The organism is Rhodopseudomonas palustris (genome assembly GCF_013415845.1).
Lineage (GTDB): Bacteria > Pseudomonadota > Alphaproteobacteria > Rhizobiales > Xanthobacteraceae > Rhodopseudomonas > Rhodopseudomonas palustris_F.
This window is the reverse complement of sequence record NZ_CP058907.1, coordinates 1554236-1571602: the sequence shown is the minus strand read 5'-3', so window position 1 is coordinate 1571602 and position 17367 is coordinate 1554236. Positions and strand designations below refer to the sequence as shown.

The window sequence follows — 17367 nt, the reverse complement described above, 5'->3', positions numbered from 1 at the left end:
GGTCGATTCCTTTACTTAGAGTAGCACTGGCAGGCCCAGCCAGGAGGAGAAGGGTGTGGAGTTGTTGATCAACAGCGGTTCGCCCGAGTACGACTTGTACGGACCGCTGGTGTCCAGCAACAGAGGAGTCCCTGAGAAGGACTTGTATGGGCCGCTGCTGTCGAGCAACAACGGTGTTCCGGAGAACGACTGATACGGGCCATCGCTGCTGATAACCAGCGGCGTACCAGAGAAGGTCTTGTCGCTGTCGACCAGCAGCAAGTCACCGGAATAGGATTTGTACGGGCCGGAGGTCTCGAGCAGCACCGGCGCGTGGATCAAATTCGAGAACGGCGCGGCATCGCTCTGTTCGGCGGCACGCGACGAGGACGACGACTTCAGGCTGATCGGGTTCGGCCCGTAGCCGTCGAGAATCTTGGTGAGTTTCGCGCCGTAGCCGAACTCGGCCTGCGCTGCGACGACGACGCCACCCTTCTTGAGATAATCGGCAAGAGTCGCGGCTTCCGCGCGCGACACGCCGGCCTTGAGAAGCGCGGCAGCGGTTTCTTCGGCGGAAGAACGGCTGGCCGTGACCACCGCGTATTTGAAGGAACTGCTCTTCAAATCGCTCTCGAGTGCCGACAGGCGGCTGCTCGAGTCATACAAGCGGGTAATGATGTGGGTCATAGCTACTCCGTCTCACTCTCAGGACCCGCGCAACTGGCCCTGCATCAGAATCGGTTCCCGCCGCCGTGTCAGAGGGAACATCGTCACCAGCGTGGCAATGAGCAACACTAGTTCGAGGTAATAGACAAAGTGATAACCTGCCGCGGCCCCGCCCCAACCGTGCGGCGCATAAGCGGTTACCACGTCGCGAAGAATACCACCGAGCGCGATAGCGATACCGGCGGCCGAAGCCTGCACAGCGCCCCAGGCGCCGAGCGCGAGACCGACCTGATCCTTCGGCGCCGCGTTCATCGTCGCGGTCAGCGTGCCGTGGCCGAACAGACCGGCACCGAAGCCGATCATCAGCGTACCGAAACCGAACACCAACGCGGAGGCCGTACTCGACGACAAGTCGGCGGAGAAGATCACCGCGAGGAATGCCGGAATACCGACCAGCGCACCGAAGCTCGCCATCCGGAACGGATCAGCGCCGCGGCTGAGTACGCGCGAGGCGTAGCCGAAGCCGAACAGACCGCCTACCGCGAGTGCCGCGGTGAGCTTCGTGGTGTCGCCGACGCTCAGATGCAGGATCTGGCCGCCATAAGGTTCGAGCAGCACGTCTTCCATGCTGAACGCCATGGTGCCGAAGCCGACGGCGATCAGCCGGCGCATCGCGTTCGGACCTTGAATGAAGGCGTCCCACGATTCGCGGAAACCACTGCTCGGTGCCTCGGGATGTGCGGTCACCTGATTGGGATTGTCGCGGCGGCGCGCTTCCATCTTCCAGGACGCGATGCCGTTGAGCACGATGGTGACGACGGCAGAGCCCTGGATCACCTGAATGAGGCGTCCCGGTGAAAATTCGGCGAGCAGCACGCCGAAGATGATGGCGCTCGCGATCATGCCGAACATCAGCATGGTGTACATCAGGCCGACCACCTTCGGCCGCGACTCCGGCGGCGACAGATCGGTCGCGAGCGCGAGGCCGACGGTCTGGGTGGTGTGCACACCGGCGCCAATCAGCAGGAATGCCGCGGCGGCCGCAACTTGTCCAACCCAGACGGGGGCCTGCGCCGAGTCACCGCCGCCGGACAGCACCAGCAGCGCGAACGGCAGAATGGCGAGACCGCCGAACTGCACCATCGTGCCCTTGTACAGGAACGGTACGCGGCGCCAGCCCAGCGCAGATTTATGAACGTCGGATTTGAAGCCGATCAGCGCCCGGAACGGCGCAAAGATCAAAGGCAACGAAACCATTACGCCGACGATCGAGGCCGGCACGTTGAGTTCGACGATCATCACCCGGTTCAGGGTGCCGACCAGCAGCACCAGCGACATGCCGACCGCGACCTGAAAAAGCGACAGGCGCAGCAACCGGGACAACGGCAGATCCGGCGTGGCCGCATCCGCGAAAGGCAGAAAGCGCGGCCCAAGCGAGGACCAGACTTTCATCATCTTTTGGCTGACTGTGTTCATCGTGCAGCAATTCCAGCTTGCGTGAGCCCGGCGGTCAGATCCGCCGGTGTCCGATCGAACAGCACCACTTTGCGACCAAAGATGAACTGCGGCAGATCAAATGTCCGCACCCCGCTCGGGCTACAAAGCAAGCGACCGGGACCCTTGGATCCCGGTCCAGCCACGACAGCTTCGAAAGAAGCTGAATTAGCCGATGGAGACCGAGCTCTCGATCGCCGCGGCCTTGCCGTTCCAGTACTTCGAGAACCAGGTGGTGTTGCTGAGAACAGCGAAGTGCACCAGGATCGCGATCACGGTCACGCTGCCGAGCAGGAGCGGAAGACCAACGGTCGGCTTCACAACAGTCCAAATACGACCTTGATTCATCTTACGTACTCCTTAGTGCAGCCAGGGCGAGTAAACATACGCCAGGAAGTGGGCGACGATGGCGATCGCGCCGAAGATGCGCGTGCCGTCGATCACATGCTTGTGGAGCTCTTCCGATTCCGCGATCGTCAGACCGGTCGGCCAGACCTTGTTGGGATCGTCTGCCATAGTAAATCCTCCTGAGAGACTTACGATCAGTGTCGTGCTGAACCTGCACGTAGGTTGATTGCTGCTACGCCGAACATTTGTTCGCTTGGTCTCAGCATTCCCTGTTCGCTCCTGCACCCATCCGCCGGACAACGACGAGTCGCCTCGCGTTGGAGCGGACCGATGTGGATGCTTCCAGCCCTCGGCTGACGAGGACTCACGTCCTGATCACATCCGAGTGATTGTAAGACTATCCTGACACACATCTTTGTCAATTTAACATGACACTGACGACTGTCCGTGTCATACCGGACATCCTCAAACCGGTCCGACGAGTCCCGGACACGGAAAATTGAGTAGATAGTGATGCACTCTGGCCTTGACAATTCTGCCGAGCTCAGGGCTTCGGACTTCGACCCGATCACCCTCGCCGGTGGGACGCGTACAGAGGTCCTGCCCGGTGCGATTCAGCCCCACGCCGCTCTGTTGGCGCTGGCTCCGGCGGATTTGACCATCATCCACGCCGCCGGTGCGACCGCATCGCTGCTCGGCGCGGCGGCGGAGTTGTTGCCGGGCACCGCAGCCTCCACGGCCTTTTCGTCCGACCAGATTGCGAGGCTGCAGGCGCTTGCCACTACCGATCGCTGGATCGAGCGGCCGCAACACGCCTTCACACTGAATGCGCCGGACGCCACCCCGATCGACGTCATCGTCCATCATGCCTCGGGGCTCTTGGTGGTAGAGCTCGATCCGCGCCGCGAACCAGCGCCGGAAAATTCGCTGGCGCTGGTGCAGTCGATGATCCGGCGGGCACGGCCGGCGCCAAACCTCCAAGGCTTCTGCGACGCGATGGCCGCCGAGCTGCGCAGCATGACCGGCTTCGACCGGGTGATGGTGTACCGCTTTGCGCCGGACGGCAGCGCCGACGTGATCGCCGAAGCGCGCGGTCCCGAAACCAGTCCGTTCCTCGGCTTGCGCGATCCGCAACCGGACATCTCAAATCAGCCGGGGTCCGTCAGCCGGATCCGGGTGCAGCCCGACGTTCATGCTCCCGCTGCACCGCTGTGGCCGGCGCACAGTCCGCGCAACGGCCTCGCGCTTGATCTGTCGTTCAGCGCGACCCGCAGCGCCTCCCCCGAACACCGGCTGTATCTGGCCCAACTCGGCGTCGCCGCGTCGCTTTCGCTGTCGCTAGTGGTCGAAGGCGAGTTGTGGGGCCTGATCGTCTGCCATCACGCCACCCCACGGTTTCTGCCTTACCGGATGCGCGAAGCCTGCGCGCTGTTCGCCGAGATGGCATCGCTGCAGCTCGAGACGCGGCTTGCCGCCGATCAGCTCGCCGCCCGGCTGCGCAGCACGCGCATCCACGAAGAGCTGGTCACGCGGATGAGCCAGGAGTCGGATCTCGCCGAAGGGCTGATCCGGTTCTATCCGAATCTGCTCGACTTCATCCCGGCCGCCGGCGTCGGTCTGTGGATCGACGGCCAGTTCACCGGAATCGGTGCGACACCGGGGCCTGCACAAGTGGCCGCGATGATGGGATGGTTGCACGGCGTCCCGCACGACGGCGTGTACCACACCGATTGCCTGGCGCTGGCGTATCCGCCCGCCAAGGCGTTCGCCGGCTGCGCCAGCGGCCTCCTGGCGCTGTCGCTTTCCAACACGCCGCACAACTACGTGCTGTGGTTCCGCCCTGAAGTTGTCCGCGTCGTCACCTGGGCAGGCATGCCCAACAAGCCGGTCGGCGTCGATGCAGGCGCGCCCCGAACGCCGAAAGGCTGCGCGTCGAGCTGGCAAGAATCGGTGCGGCTGCATGGCGAGCCGTGGCTCGACACGGATGTCGATGCAGCGCACCGGTTGCGCGAGTCGCTGCTCGACGTCGTGCTGCGGCGGATCGACGGCATCGCCCGCGAGCGACGGTCGGCGCAGTTGCTGCAGGAACAGTTGATGCGTCAGGTCGAGCTCGGCCTGAGCCGCTCCAAAGACGTCGCCAAGACGCTGCAGGAAGAGAAGCGGCGGCGGGTGCTGGTCGAGGCCGACCTATCGAAGGTGCTGCGTCGGACAGTCGAAGATCAGGAAGCCGAACGCCTACGGATCGCCCGCGAACTGCACGACACGCTCGGCCAGTCGCTGACCCTGTTGCAGCTCGGCTTCGACAAGCTCGGCCAAGCCGCCGGCGACAATCCCGAATTGCAGCAGCGCATCGCTGAGATGAAGAGCCTGACCGCCGACGTCGGCCGCCAGGCCAACCGCCTCGCCTGGGAAATCCGCCCGACCGCACTCGACGACCTGGGCATCCAGACCGCGATCCAGAACCTGCTCGACTCCTGGAGCGAGAAGTCGAGCATCGAGTTCGACCTGCACATGACGCTCGGCTCGCGCCGGCTGCCGTCCCCGGTCGAGACCACGCTGTACCGCGTGCTGCAGGAAGCGCTCACCAACGTGGTGCGCCATGCCTCGGCCCGCCATGTCAGCGTCATTCTGCAGCTCGGCGACGACCAGGTGACGATGATCGTCGAGGATGACGGCTGCGGCTTCGTCACCGCCGGCCGTAAGCAGCCGTCCGGGCGGCTGGGCTTGCTCGGCATCCGTGAGCGGCTGTCGCTGGTCGGCGGCTCGCTCGAAATCGAATCCGCGCCCGGCAAGGGCACTGCGCTGTACGCGCGCATTCCGCTGTGACCAGATGAAAGCAACCGCGATGGACCAGCAATCCCCTTCCCGACTGCGGGTGTTTATCGCCGACGATCACCCGGTGGTGCTCAGCGGAATGAAGGCGCTGGTCGCAGGCGATCCCGGGCTCGAAGTGGTGGGCGAGGCCAGCGACGGTCCGAACGCCTTGCGCCGCGCCACGGAATTGAAGCCGGACGTCGCCGTGCTCGATCTGTCGATGCCCGGCCTCAACGGCATCGAGGTGGCACGCAAGTTCCTCGCCGCCTGTCCGGACTGCCGCGTGCTGGTGCTGACCGTGCACGAAGACGGCGCTTACTTGCGGCAATTGCTCGATCTCGGCGTCGCCGGCTACGTGCTGAAACGCTCCGCCACCGAAGAACTGATCCGCGGCATCCACGCGGTCGGCAGCGGCGGCATCTATCTCGATCCGGCGATCGCCGGCCGCGCCATCGGACGCACCACGCCGCATCTGCACAATGGCGACGAGCACAATGCGGTGTCGGAACTGTCGACGCGCGAGATCGAGGTGCTGCGGCTCGCCGCGATCGGCCATAGCAATAAGACCATCGCCGCCAAGCTGCAGATCGGCGCCAAGAGCGTCGAAACCTACAAGGCGCGCGGCATGGCAAAGCTCGGCTTCCACAATCGTGTCGAGGTGGTGCGGTTCGCGCTCAGCATGGGCTGGCTGTCGGACCCATAGCGTCCGTACCATTTCGCCCCGTTGATCCGGTCCGATCGACCCGCTAGCCTGCACCTTCATTGGGCAAGCAACTTCCCGCGGGCGCTGGTGCTTTACGCGCCGCGTCAAGAACGGGAGGGATCAGGGGAGACCGAATGACCGTCGAAACGCGGACACAGAAACCGCTGGCCACCACCGCTAACGCCAGGGCCCTCGACGGGCTCCGCGTGCTCGATTTCTCCACCACCATCGCTGGCCCGCACTGCACCCGGATGCTGTCCGACATGGGCGCCGAGGTGATCAAGATCGAAGCCGCCGACGGCGACACCATGCGCAACCGGCCGCCGGTGCGCGAGGCCTGCAGCACCGCGTTCGGACAGCTCAACGTCGGCAAGAAGAGCATCGTGCTCGACCTGAAATCGCCCGACGGCCTCGAGGCAGTGCAGCGGCTGGTCGCCGGCGCCGATATCCTGGTCGAGAACTTCCGCCCCGGCGTGATGCAGCGGCTGCAGATGGACTACGCGTCGCTGCGCGGCTTCAATCCCGAACTGATCTACTGCTCGATCTCCGGCTACGGCCAGACCGGGCCGTCGGCGGAACTGCCCGCCTATGCGCCTGCGATCCATGCCGCGTCCGGTTTCGACCTCGCGCACCTCGCCTATCAGCCCGGCCGCGACCGCCCGGACTACTGCGGCATCTATCTCGCCGACGTCGTCAGCGGGATCTACGCCTATGGGGCGATTACCTCGGCGTTGTATCAGCGGGTGCGCACCGGCGAGGGCCAGCACATCGACGTGTCGATGCTGGAAGCGATGCTGACGCTGACGTTGAACGAGATGCAGTGGTCGCAGTTTCCGGTGACGCTGCCGGGGCGGCCGCAGTTCGGCCCTGTCGAAACCTCCGACGGGTACGTGATGATCGCCGTCGCCAGCGAGAAATCGTTCCGCAGCTTCATGCTGGCGGCCGAGCGCCCGGACCTGATCACCGATCCACGGTTCGAGAAGTACGCCGACCGCCGCCTCGCCTGGGGCGAACTGATGGACACCATCGAGACGAGCTGGTCGCGCAAGCTGACGTCGAAGCAGTGCCTTGCCGCGCTCGACAAATTCGGCGTGCCCTGCTCGGCCTATCGCACCGTGGCCGAGGCAATGGCCGATCCGCAGACCGCGCACCGCCAAGCGCTCGCAGAAGTGCACGACGATGCCGGCAGCTTCAAGGTGCTCAATCTGCCGTTCCGGATGTCGGCGGCCAATCCGTCGCCGAACCCGCGCGTGGCGCGGCTCGGCGAGCACACCAAGACGGTGCTGCAACAGGCCGGCTATTCGGACGAGGACATCGCCCGGTTCGGCGCACGCTGAGCACTACGCGGCGCGGCGCAGCCGTACACGCCACACCGCGGGTCCCTGCTCCAGATAGGTCCACTGGCAATCATCGCCATGGACCGATGCGAAGAACTGGCGCAGCGGCCGCGGATCGTGATCGACCACGATCTGCATCGCCTGCCCCGGGGCCAAATGATCGAACAGCCGCGGGATGATCTCGTGGCGCTGATATGGCGGGATCTCGCGGACGTCGAGCACGCGTTCGGCGGTGGCGGCGGCTTCGGTCATGGCCCTGTCCTGGTTGGAGGTGGTGAAGGCTCGGCGGATCAGCGCGGCTTGCCGCGGACGAGCAGCGTCGGGCCGTAGCTCAGCGCGAAGCCGAGGAAGGCGACCGCCCAGCTGAGCGCAGCCAGATGCAGCAGCGGGTCGCTCCAGGCCGGCAGCAGCGCCGCCGCGATCCGCGCGGTGACGGCAAACAGCGCCGCCAGATAGATCCCCTGCGTCGGCAGCGAGGCGGTGAGTTGCTGGCCGGTGTGGCCGAGCGAGGCGCGGGTCATCACCGCCAGCGTCATCACGCCGGCGCCGCCGACCATCCAGGCGTGAATGCCGGCGCTGACCGGCATCAGCCCGAACGCCGCCGCCGACGTGAGCAGGAAGCCGAGCGGGATGAACAGATAGCCGACGTGCAGCACCAGCAGCAGCTTCTCCTTGACGGTGCGATCGCCGGCCCAGCGCGCCAGCCGGACGAGATGCAGCACGCCGGCAATCAGCAGCGCAAAGCCGCTGATCGGGCTCAACGGCATCGAAACCCACAGCACCAGCGTCAGGCCGCTGAACGCAACGATCACCATGTCGAGCTTGTTGAACGGTTGCGGCAGCCGGCCGGGATTTGCGCGCACCAGCCAGTTGCGGGTGAAGCTTGGGGTGATGCGGCCGCCGATCAGCGAGATCAGCATGATCACCACCGCGATGCCAATGCGGATGCTGTAATCGGCGGAGTCGCCGAAATGCGCCTCAAGATGGAACGCGACGTTGCCGATCAGCAGCAGCGTCAGCAGGGCGACGACGTTGAGGTTGCGCCAGTTACGCCCCGAGATGATCTCGCGCAGCGCCGCAAGCGCCACCAGCAGCAGGAAACAGGCATCGATCAGCAACGCAGCGAGCCAGCCGGTGTCGGCCGAGAACGTCACGGCCAGCCGTCCAGCGAGCCACACCACCGCGAGCGTCGCCAGCGGCGCGCCCTGCAGCGGCAGGCGTCCGGTCCAGTTCGGGATCGCAGTGAGCAGGAAGCCGGTGATCACCGCCGGCAAATAGCCGTACAGCATCTCGTGGACGTGCCAGTCGCGCGGCACAAAGGCGGTCTGCAGCGTCAGCTCGCCGTGATACACCGGCAGCCACAGCAGCACTGCGACCGCGGCGAAGATCGCGCCGAGCAGGAAGAACGGACGGAACCCGGCCGACAGGACGGTCCAGCGGCTCTGCAACGGATAGCGCGGCACCGGCTTGCGCTTGGCGGGGCCGGCTGGGGAAGATTCGATCGTCGTGCTGCTCATCGCGCTCCACCGGAACTGGCACCGGCGGTTGTGACCGGCTCATTCTGTCTAGGAGCGCGGCGTCCAGGGCTGGTTGTGCCAGCGCAAACTCGCGAACGATTTGCAGGGAACCACGTCTTCCATCACTGCGAGGAGGCGCTGCCGAAAAGCAATCCGGCTCAGGGCACGGAGCCGGATTGCTTCGTTTCGCTCGCAATGGCGCCAGGAACTGCTTGTCAGGGCAGCGGTGAGACGCCGATCACCAGCGGATGCAGCAGCAGCAGCGAGAGCCACGCGGCTAAGCCGATGCACAGCCGCAGCGAACTGATCCGCCAAGTCTGCGGCCTGAAGCGGCCGCTGATCAGGGCCGCGAACGGCCAGAACGAGGTCCGCGCCGCAAGCTCGGCCCAGCGCTCGGCGCCGAGCTGGCGGCGCTTGCGGCGATCGATGATCAGCATGCCGATTACCGCGATCATCGCGAAGAAACCGAACAACAGTACATGCGCGAGGTCACCGTTCGGCACGACATGTGCGCCTGCCCACAGCCCGATCGCCCACAGCAGCGGATGCCGGACGATGCCGACCACGCCGGGGTGATGCGGATTGAAGGGTGTCCGCGGATTGCCGCCGAACGATAGCGGATTGGCGGCGCCGATGCCGAACGCCGCAAACTGACAGGCGAGCGGCAGCGCCAGGTTAGGCACCCACATCTGCCAGGTCTCGAACGGCCACAGCTCAACGAACGGCGCTCGCTCGGTGGCGACGATCAGCCAAGTCAGAACGAGCAACGACTCGCTGCTGTAGGCGATCAGAAAGCCGCGCTCGCCGAGCGCGCCGACCAGTCTCGCCCGCACCGCCGGCCGTGCCGGAATCGCGTGGCTGAGCAGGAACACGGCGAAGGCGGCGACGAATTCAGTCCAGCCGGACAAGGTCGACCTCACACGTTGGCGACGCAGTCCGTCATTGCGAGGAGCAAAGCAACGAAGCAATCCAGCGTCCCACACGGAGGTCTGGATTGCTTCGCTCCGCTCGCAATGACGGAGTGAAGCGAGGACAGGTTATTCGCCACACATCGCCCGCCCGACCAGTTCCAACGTTGTCGTGCGTCAACCTGCGGCGAACATTGCGCTGAGGGCTGCCTGGGCTTCGTGTTGAATCTTGCTGAGATGGTCAGCGCTGACGAAGCTCTCGGCGTAGATTTTGTAAACATCCTCGGTGCCGGACGGCCGCGCAGCGAACCAGCCGTTGGCGGTGGTGACCTTGACGCCGCCGATTGATTGGCCGTTGCCGGGCGCTTTGGTCAGCGTTGCGGTGACCGGCTCGCCGGCGAGCTGCTTGACGCCGAGCTTCTCCGCGGTCAGCGTCTTGAACAGTGCTTTCTGGGCCGGCGATGCCGCCGCATCGATCCGCGCGTAGAACGGCGCGCCGAGCTCGGCGGTGAGCCGCTGATACAATTCGCCCGGGTCGGCCTTGCTCACGGCGGTGATCTCCGCCGCGAGCAGACCGAGGATGATGCCGTCCTTGTCGGTGGTCCAGACGCTGCCGTCGCGGCGCAGGAACGACGCGCCGGCGCTCTCTTCACCGGCGAAGCCGAAGCTGCCGCCGATCAGCCCGTCTACGAACCATTTGAAACCGACCGGGGTCTCGACCACCTTGCGGCCGATCTTGCTGGCGACGCGATCGATCATCGCGCTCGACACTGCGGTCTTGCCGATCGCGGCGTCGCGCCCCCAATGCGGCCGGTGCGCAAACAGATAGGCGATCGCCACCGATAGATAATGGTTCGGATTCATCAGCCCGCTGGAACGGGTGACGATGCCATGACGGTCGGCGTCAGTGTCGTTGGCGAACGCAACGTCGAAGTCGTTGCGCATCCCGATCAGCCGCGCCATCGCGTAAGGCGACGAGCAGTCCATCCGCACCTTGCCGTCCCAATCCGCGGTCATAAAGCGGAACGTGGGATCGACAGCGTCGCTGACGACCTTGGCGTCGAGCTTGTAGCGCTCGATGATCGGCTGCCAGTAATGCACCGCGGCGCCGCCGAGCGGATCGATGCCGAGCTTCACTCCGCTCGACCGGATTGCCTCCATGTCGACCACATGGGCGAGGTCTTCCACATACGGCGTGATGTAGTCGCGGCGATGCACGCAACTCGCCTTGCGGGCGCGATCGTAGGAGATCCGCTTGACGCCCTTCAGCCCGTTTTCGAGCATGGCATTCGCAGCCTTTTCCACCGCCGAGGTGATGTCGGTGTCGGCCGGGCCGCCGTTTGGCGGATTGTACTTGAAGCCGCCGTCCTCGGGCGGATTGTGCGACGGCGTCACCACCACGCCGTCCGCAAGACCGTCGGTGCGGCCGCGATTGTGGGTGAGGATCGCGTGCGAGATCACCGGCGTCGGGGTGTAGCCGCCGCGTTCGTCGATCACCACGTCGATCTCGTTGGCGGCGAACACTTCGAGCGCGCTGACCAGGGCCGGCTCGGCCAGCGCATGGGTGTCGATGCCGATATACAGCGGGCCGGTGATGCCGGCAGCGCGGCGATGATCGCACACCGCCTGGCTGACTGCCACGATGTGACTTTCGTTGAAGGCGTTGTTCAGCGACGAGCCGCGATGCCCCGAGGTACCGAACGCCACACGCTCGGTCGCGACCGCCGGGTCCGGCTTGCCGACGAAATATGCCGTCACCAGCCGCGGGACGTTGACCAGACTGTTCGGATCGACGGTCTTGCCCGCCAGCGGGCTCACCTTCGCAGCCATCTTGCACTCCATGCCTTCGAACCAGGTCCGATCCCTCGCCCGGCGCGGGGCGGCCGTCAAGACGGCATCCGGATGAGCAGCCCGAACCGAAACGCCAGCGCGGAACCGTTCGCGAGTGACACGGTTATCGCCCCAGTTGGATGACTGGAGGATGAGACATGACGTTCGGAAAAGGCGCGTTGATGTGGCTGATCGGGATCCCGCTGCCGATCATTATTCTGCTGGCGTTGTTCTGGCGCTAAGTCCGGCGCACCAGCTTCAGCAATCGGAAAAGGTCTCGGCCGTGTCGGCGGTGCGAGACCTTTTTCACGATCGGCCGATCGATTTCGGCCTCGGGAAATGATGAGCAATGGATCAGTTCCGTGCCTCTCGGCAAAGCGAACTACGCGGCGGAGTCGCGCCGTGGGCGGCCGGCCTGACACGGCCGATCCGCCAACCGCTCGACCGCAATCTGGCCGTCGACGTGCTGATCGTCGGCGGCGGCATCACCGGCTCGATGATGGCCGAGCACCTGGCAAGGCAGGACCGCAAGGTCTGCATCATCGACCGTGAACGCCCCGGCTTCGGCAGCACGGCAGCATCGACCGCGATGCTGGAGTGGGAAATCGACCGGTCCTTGACTGAATTGTCGGCGTTCTACGGCTTCGAGCGTGCCGCCGACGTATATCAACTCAGCCACAGCGCAGTGGCGGGACTGTACCGGTTGGCCCACTCGCTGCGGCTTCCGAGCGCGCTACGACCGCGCGACACGGTCTATCTCGCCGCCGGAGATCACGGCGCGAAAGAGCTGCTCGAAGAGCACGAACTTCGCAAACGCGCCGGCCTGCCCGGCGCCTTTTTGGGTTATCGCGAGCTCCGATCCGAATACGGCTTCGATCGCGAGGCAGCGATCGTCTCGCCGGGGTCGGCCGAGGTCGATCCACTTCTGCTGTCGCACGGACTGCTGAGCGCCGCCGCAGAGCGCGGCGCCTCGCTGTTTGACGCCGAGGCCACAGCTTATGACAGCTTCGGCCGCGGCGTGCATGTGGCAACCGACAATGGCTGCTGCATCGAAGCCGCACACGTCGTGCTGGCGACCGGCTACATCCTGCCCGAGATCGTGACCTCGGACTTGCATAAGACCGCATCGAGTTGGGTGGTGGCGACGCTGCCGCAGCCGCCGGAGCAACTGTGGCGGGATCGCGCGCTGATCTGGGAAGCGTCGTCCGACTATCTGTACGCGCGGACCACGGCGGAAGACCGCATCATCATCGGTGGTGAGGACGACGATCAGGTGACCGACCCGGACGCGCGCGACGCCTTGATGCCGGAGAAGGCGAAAATCCTGCTCGACAAGCTGCATCGGCTGTGGCCGCAGGCGGCGCCGATCCCGGAATACGTCTGGTCCGGTGCATTTTCGACCACGGTGGACGGCCTGCCTCTGATCGGCCCAGTGCCCGGCCAGCCGCGGATCTACGCCGCCTACGGCTACGGCGGCAACGGAATCACGTTCAGCTATCTCGCGAGCCGATTGATCGGCCGGCTGATCGACGGCGAGCGGCTACCGGCACTCGACCACTTCGCGCTCGACCGCTCGCCGGTCTGAGGCAACGCCCCTACGGCCCCATTGCCCGCGGATCGTTGTACATCCGCTTGATGTCCTTCTGGACGTCGAGCGGCTGCAGCTTGCTGCTGCCCTCGTCCGACAGGAACTTGTCGAGCGTCGACTGAATCCGCGCCTTGACGCTGTCGGGGCCGCGATCGCTCATTTCGGTGTGCTGAGCGCCGGTGTCGATGATCTCGATTCCCGCCTCCTTGGCGGTCTTCGGATCGGGCAGCACGCCTGGATCGGTCTTGAACTGCGGATCCTTGGAGCGGAAAGACAGGATCTTGGCGAAGCCGGAGGTGACAAACGGCACCCGCAGATTGTCCAGCGTCACCACGCGCCGCACCATTTCGGGGTGCTGCTGGGCGAAGAACATCGAGATGTCGCCGCCGTTGGAGTGGCCGACCAGGGTGAGATGATCGTAGTCCGCATTCGGCTCGAGCTTCTTCAGCTCGTTCAGCGCGAAGAAGATGTTCTTCTCACCGCGCTCGTACACCGCGAGGCGCCCCACATAGAGAGAGCCGGCCACCGTCATCAGCGGCTTGTCGTCGGGAAGATCGTGCTGGATGCTTGCGACCAGATAGCCGCGGGCTGCGAGTACGTTGGCCAGGAACGAGTACTCGGTGTTCTTGACGGTGTTGCCATGGCTGACAACCGCGACCGGCAGCGTGACCATTCCGGCCTCGGCCTTCATCTCGGCGTCTCGCCGCACTGCGAGATCGATCGCGACCGGACGCCCCCGCGACTCGTCGAAGAAGGTCAGCGTCTCGTGTCTGATTGCCCAATGGCTGAATGAAAAGTACGCCGCGGCGGCGACCACGCTCAGCAGGCAGAAAATGATCAGTGGCCGTTTCATGATATCCTAGTCCGTCCTCCCTTATTCTTTAGCTGGGACGGGAGGATAGCTCGAAAAGACCTGTTTCTAGAATGATACGATTAAATTTTGGAAAGCGCCGGGGCAAGCGCCAAAACGAGCGAAGCCGTACTCAGACCAACATTTCCCGCAGCAGTCCGGTAATCTGCGCCTGAGTGTACGGCTTTGGTACAAAGCGCCCGCCGTCCGGCAGGTCGTCCGCTGCAACCTGCACCCGTCCAGAGGTGGTGATGATCTTGATCGGCGGCCACCGTCCCCGCACTGCACGCGCCAGCTTCAGGCCATCCATCGAGCCTGGAATCTGGATGTCGGTAAACACCAGGCAGATGTCGTCCCGTTTTTCCAGGACCTCGATTGCGTCGTCGGCCGAGCCAGCCTCCAGCACGTGAAAGCCAGCTGCCTCAATCATGTCGACGGCGTTCATGCGCAGGAGCGGTTCGTCTTCGACCACCAATACAACCGGTCCCCTGCTCACCTCAGTCATCCTCTCGTCGACACGACCGATCATCAAGGGCTCAACCCCACGATCGTTCCGGTCATACGGAGTTTCCCTCGGTAAAATTGTTCCTAATTCGAGCGATGTCGTTAACGACGCAGGGTTCCAACGGCTTTTACAGCAGTTTACCATCCGCCCCAAAAAACGGATGCGGGCCGTCGAACGATCCGATCGGGACCTGATGCGTGACAAGCTCGCCGCGCTCGGCGAACCAGGCGTGCAGATGAAACGCTGGCGGTTCGACGCAGAAAGAAGGCGCGAGCTGTTCTCCGAGATCCAGCGCCACGGCATGGTTGGGAGCCGGACAGATCGTCGCCAAGGTGCCGGCAAAGCCGGTCACAGTCGCGCGGTGCACGTGGCCCGCCGCGACCAGCCGCACCCACGGATAGCGCTCGACAAGGAGCGCGAACTCGGCGGCATTGCGCAGGTTCTGGCGGTCCATGTGCCAGATGCCGGTGGCGAATGGCGGATGATGCAGGAACAGCAATGCAGGCCGGTGATCCGACGACGACAGCACCGCCTCGAGCCACTGCAACGTCCCGGCGTCGAGCTCGCCATGCGGCTGGCCGTGAACATTGGAGTCGAGCAACACGATATCTATCCCATCGACCGGGTAGAGCTGATTGAGCGGTCCTTCGGCCGGGAAGGTCGGCTGCGCGAAAGCAGTGCGCATCAGCTCGCGGGAATCGTGATTGCCCGGTACGGCAACGAGCGGAATCTGCAGCGGCGCCAGCAGCCGTTCCAGATGCGCGTACTCTTCAGCGCTCGGGCTATCGACGAGATCGCCGGAGATCACCACTACGTGGGGCCGCGGCGCCAGCGCGTTCAGCGCCGCGACGCAACGGGTCAGCGCGGCCGCGGTGTCGACCTTGCCATAGGCGAGTTCGCCCGGCGCCTTGATATGCAGGTCGGAAATCTGAGCGATCAGAATCGGCTTCGGCGGCATGGTCGATCTCTCGTTCTGGTTCATCCCAGGTGCTCGGGCAGCAGCCGGATGGCTTCGGGATCGGCCACGAGACCGACGCGGTCGCCGCCCCGGATCGGCAACGCACTCGGGGCATCGATCGCCAGCGGCCTCGCGGTCGCGCCGGACACAACGACGCGCTGACGGTCGCCAACGAAACTGACGCTCTCGACAACGCCCTGCAGCGTCGCGGCCTCGGTCGCAGCGATCCGGATCGTCTCCGGGCGGATCATCGCGACCGCGCGACTGCGGCTGATGCTGTCGGCGATGCGCAAATGCCCGCCCGGCAATCGCAGCGCACCATCGGCAATCTCGGCCTCGATGATATTGGCGGCGCCGACGAACTCGGCAACGAACCGAGTCGCCGGGCGAAAATAGATCTCGCGCGGCGTGCCCACCTGCGCGATCGCGCCCTTGCTCATCACCACGATCCGGTCCCCGAGCGCCATCGCCTCGGCCTGGTCGTGGGTGACATAGATCGTGGTGATGCCGAGCGAGCGCAGCAGCCGATCGAGCTCGCCGCGGAGCCGTTCACGGAGCGCCGCATCGAGCGCGGTCAGCGGCTCGTCGAGCAGCAGCACGGCGGGACGGATCGCCACGGCGCGGGCCAGCGCGACACGCTGGCGCTGACCGCCGGAGAGCTGATCGATCCGCCGATGCTCAAGCCCGGCGATGTTGGTCAGCGCCACCAGTTCGGCGATCCGCGCGGCGCGCTCCGCCTTGGCGACGCCGCGGATCTTGAGCCCGTAGCCGATGTTGTCGGCCACCGTCATGTTGGGAAACAGCGCGTAGGACTGAAACACCATGCCGACATTGCGTTTCTCGATCGGCACCGAGGTCACGTCCACGCCGTCGAACAGCACGCGCCCGCCGGCATCCGGGCTCTCCAGCCCGGCGATGATCCGCAGCATCGTGGTCTTGCCGCAGCCGGACGGACCGAGCAGCACCAGCGTTTCGCCGCGCGCGATGCTGAGGCTCGCCGGCTCCAGCGCACGCGTCCCATCCGAAAAGGTCTTGCCGCAGGCCGCGACCTCGACCGCGACGCCGTGTCCGTCATCCGCCGTCATCGTTTCGGCTCCCGCTCCGCGAGCAATTGCATCGCCACCAGCAAAGGGACGATCATGATGAAGAAGATCAGCGTGTAGGCCGAGGCGACTTCGAGCCGCATCGACGCGTAGCTGTCCGCGAGCCCGACCGGCAGCGTCTTGGTCAGCGGCGTGTGCAGCATCCAGGTAAGATTGAACTCACCAAGCGACAGCGTCACCACCATCAGGGCACCGGCCAGAATTCCCGGCCTCGCATTCGGCACGATGATATTGACGAACCGCCGCGCCGGCGATGCGCCGAGCGAGGCCGCGCCTTCGTCGAGGGTACGGATGTCGATGGTGGCGAACACCGCCATTACCGAGCGCACCATGAACGGCATGGTGAACACCACATGGCCGACCAAAATGAACAGCCAGGACCGCCGGAAGTCGCCGAAGCCGCCATAGGTCAGCAGCAGCGCCAGCGCAATTGCCAAGCCCGGGATCGCCAGCGGCAGGGTGATCACCTCTTCGATCAGCCGCGACCAGGCTCCGCCGCGGATATGCAGCGCGTACGCAGCTGGCACGCCGACGACCAGCGTCACGGCCAGCGTCGCCAGTGCGATCACGAACGACAACACGATGCTGTCGGCATACAGTGTCCACACCTGGACCACCCATTGCAGGGTGACGCCGGAGGAGATGCCGCGGAAGTAGTTCGCCGTGACGCCGGCAGCGATCGACAGCAGCGCCGGCACCACCAGGAATGCGGCGACCAGCAGCGTGAACAGCAGTTGTCCGATGAAGATCAGGCGGTCGCGCATCGC

17 protein-coding genes are annotated in these 17367 nt (G+C 65.0%); 4 read left to right on the top strand and 13 right to left on the bottom strand.

The window, feature by feature from the left end; translation table 11 throughout:
• Window positions 1-15: 15 nt before the first annotated feature.
• From HZF03_RS07315 to pufB, 4 genes are all read right to left on the bottom strand, one after another.
• Entirely contained in the window at window positions 16-666 is a 651-nt protein-coding gene (locus tag HZF03_RS07315) for a hypothetical protein (RefSeq protein WP_119019464.1), read from the bottom strand.
• An 18-nt stretch (window positions 667-684) separates the two neighbouring features.
• On the bottom strand, window positions 685-2121 hold the full coding sequence (locus HZF03_RS07310) for a PucC family protein (protein WP_011157054.1): 1437 nt from the start codon (window positions 2119-2121) through the stop codon (window positions 685-687).
• A 186-nt stretch (window positions 2122-2307) separates the two neighbouring features.
• Window positions 2308-2487 carry a light-harvesting protein gene (locus HZF03_RS07305; RefSeq protein WP_011157053.1) on the bottom strand — a complete coding sequence of 60 codons (180 nt, stop codon included), beginning with the start codon at window positions 2485-2487 and terminating at the stop codon, window positions 2308-2310.
• 12 nt (window positions 2488-2499) lie between these two features.
• Window positions 2500-2655 carry a light-harvesting antenna LH1, beta subunit gene (pufB, locus tag HZF03_RS07300; RefSeq protein ID WP_011157052.1) on the bottom strand — a complete coding sequence of 52 codons (156 nt, stop codon included), beginning with the start codon at window positions 2653-2655 and terminating at the stop codon, window positions 2500-2502.
• 345 nt (window positions 2656-3000) lie between these two features.
• On the opposite strand from pufB, the gene HZF03_RS07295 reads away from it, so the two are divergent.
• The 3 genes from HZF03_RS07295 (at window position 3001) to HZF03_RS07285 (ending at window position 7341) form a co-directional block, all read left to right on the top strand.
• The gene (locus HZF03_RS07295) at window positions 3001-5313 is read left to right on the top strand and encodes a GAF domain-containing protein (protein ID WP_119019465.1); all 2313 of its coding nucleotides are present in this window, start codon (window positions 3001-3003) and stop codon (window positions 5311-5313) included.
• Between the two features lie 19 nt (window positions 5314-5332).
• Window positions 5333-6004: a response regulator transcription factor gene (locus HZF03_RS07290; RefSeq protein ID WP_041810310.1), complete on the top strand. Its 672-nt coding sequence runs from the start codon at window positions 5333-5335 to the stop codon at window positions 6002-6004.
• A gap of 134 nt (window positions 6005-6138) precedes the next feature.
• Window positions 6139-7341, top strand: a complete 1203-nt coding sequence (locus HZF03_RS07285) for a CaiB/BaiF CoA transferase family protein (protein WP_119019466.1) — start codon at window positions 6139-6141, stop codon at window positions 7339-7341.
• 3 nt (window positions 7342-7344) lie between these two features.
• Here HZF03_RS07285 and HZF03_RS07280 read toward each other — a convergent pair whose 3' ends face one another.
• From HZF03_RS07280 to pgm, 4 genes are all read right to left on the bottom strand, one after another.
• Window positions 7345-7593 carry a DUF2249 domain-containing protein gene (locus HZF03_RS07280; RefSeq protein ID WP_119019467.1) on the bottom strand — a complete coding sequence of 83 codons (249 nt, stop codon included), beginning with the start codon at window positions 7591-7593 and terminating at the stop codon, window positions 7345-7347.
• Between the two features lie 38 nt (window positions 7594-7631).
• A complete protein-coding gene (locus tag HZF03_RS07275; RefSeq protein ID WP_119019468.1) occupies window positions 7632-8858 on the bottom strand; it encodes an NnrS family protein in 1227 nt (408 codons plus the stop codon).
• A gap of 215 nt (window positions 8859-9073) precedes the next feature.
• Window positions 9074-9766, bottom strand: coding sequence for an NnrU family protein (locus HZF03_RS07270; protein WP_119019469.1), 693 nt, complete (start codon window positions 9764-9766; stop codon window positions 9074-9076).
• A gap of 177 nt (window positions 9767-9943) precedes the next feature.
• The gene (gene pgm / locus HZF03_RS07265) at window positions 9944-11596 is read right to left on the bottom strand and encodes a phosphoglucomutase (alpha-D-glucose-1,6-bisphosphate-dependent) (RefSeq protein ID WP_119019477.1); all 1653 of its coding nucleotides are present in this window, start codon (window positions 11594-11596) and stop codon (window positions 9944-9946) included.
• A gap of 349 nt (window positions 11597-11945) precedes the next feature.
• On the opposite strand from pgm, the gene HZF03_RS07260 reads away from it, so the two are divergent.
• Window positions 11946-13181 (top strand): NAD(P)/FAD-dependent oxidoreductase, encoded by a 1236-nt coding sequence (locus tag HZF03_RS07260; RefSeq protein WP_104512181.1) that lies wholly within the window; start codon window positions 11946-11948, stop codon window positions 13179-13181.
• 10 nt (window positions 13182-13191) lie between these two features.
• Here HZF03_RS07260 and HZF03_RS07255 read toward each other — a convergent pair whose 3' ends face one another.
• The 5 genes from HZF03_RS07255 to HZF03_RS07235 form a co-directional block, all read right to left on the bottom strand.
• Window positions 13192-14037, bottom strand: a complete 846-nt coding sequence (locus tag HZF03_RS07255) for an alpha/beta fold hydrolase (protein WP_119019470.1) — start codon at window positions 14035-14037, stop codon at window positions 13192-13194.
• A gap of 130 nt (window positions 14038-14167) precedes the next feature.
• Window positions 14168-14563 (bottom strand): response regulator, encoded by a 396-nt coding sequence (locus HZF03_RS07250; RefSeq protein WP_012495113.1) that lies wholly within the window; start codon window positions 14561-14563, stop codon window positions 14168-14170.
• A gap of 103 nt (window positions 14564-14666) precedes the next feature.
• Window positions 14667-15497 (bottom strand): phosphodiesterase, encoded by an 831-nt coding sequence (locus tag HZF03_RS07245; RefSeq protein WP_119019478.1) that lies wholly within the window; start codon window positions 15495-15497, stop codon window positions 14667-14669.
• Between the two features lie 20 nt (window positions 15498-15517).
• The gene (locus tag HZF03_RS07240; RefSeq protein WP_119019471.1) at window positions 15518-16582 is read right to left on the bottom strand and encodes an ABC transporter ATP-binding protein; all 1065 of its coding nucleotides are present in this window, start codon (window positions 16580-16582) and stop codon (window positions 15518-15520) included.
• Window positions 16579-17364, bottom strand: coding sequence for an ABC transporter permease (locus tag HZF03_RS07235; protein ID WP_119019472.1), 786 nt, complete (start codon window positions 17362-17364; stop codon window positions 16579-16581). The genes HZF03_RS07240 and HZF03_RS07235 overlap by 4 nt, the downstream gene beginning before the upstream one ends.
• Between the last annotated feature and the right edge of the window lie 3 nt (window positions 17365-17367).